This is a genomic window from Jeotgalibacillus marinus (assembly GCF_040801915.1).
Taxonomy (GTDB): Bacteria; Bacillota; Bacilli; order Bacillales; family Jeotgalibacillaceae; genus Jeotgalibacillus; species Jeotgalibacillus marinus.
The window spans coordinates 1-252 of the sequence record NZ_JBFMIA010000226.1 but is presented as its reverse complement, the minus strand read 5'-3'; the positions used below and the strand labels follow the sequence as shown (position 1 = coordinate 252).

The 252-nt window shown below is 72.2% G+C and carries 1 pseudogene; it reads right to left on the bottom strand.

The window, feature by feature from the left end:
- A pseudogene (locus tag AB1471_RS17640) lies at nt 1–252 on the bottom strand (isocitrate lyase); the annotation flags it as partial.

The window sequence follows — 252 nt, the reverse complement described above, 5'->3', positions numbered from 1 at the left end:
GATTCCCTCGGCGAACTCGCGGGCCACGTCGAGGTCGGGCTTGGAGGTCTCCATCCAGAGCAGGTCGGCGTACGGCGCGTAGGCGAGCCCCCGGGCGATGCACGGCTCGATCCCGTTCCGCACCCGGTAGAACCCCTCGGCGGTGCGCGTGCCGGTGACGAACGGCTGGTCCCGCTCGTCCACGTCGGCGGTGAGCAGCGTGGCCGCCTGCGCGTCGGTGCGCGCGATCACCAGTGTCGGCACGTCGCACAC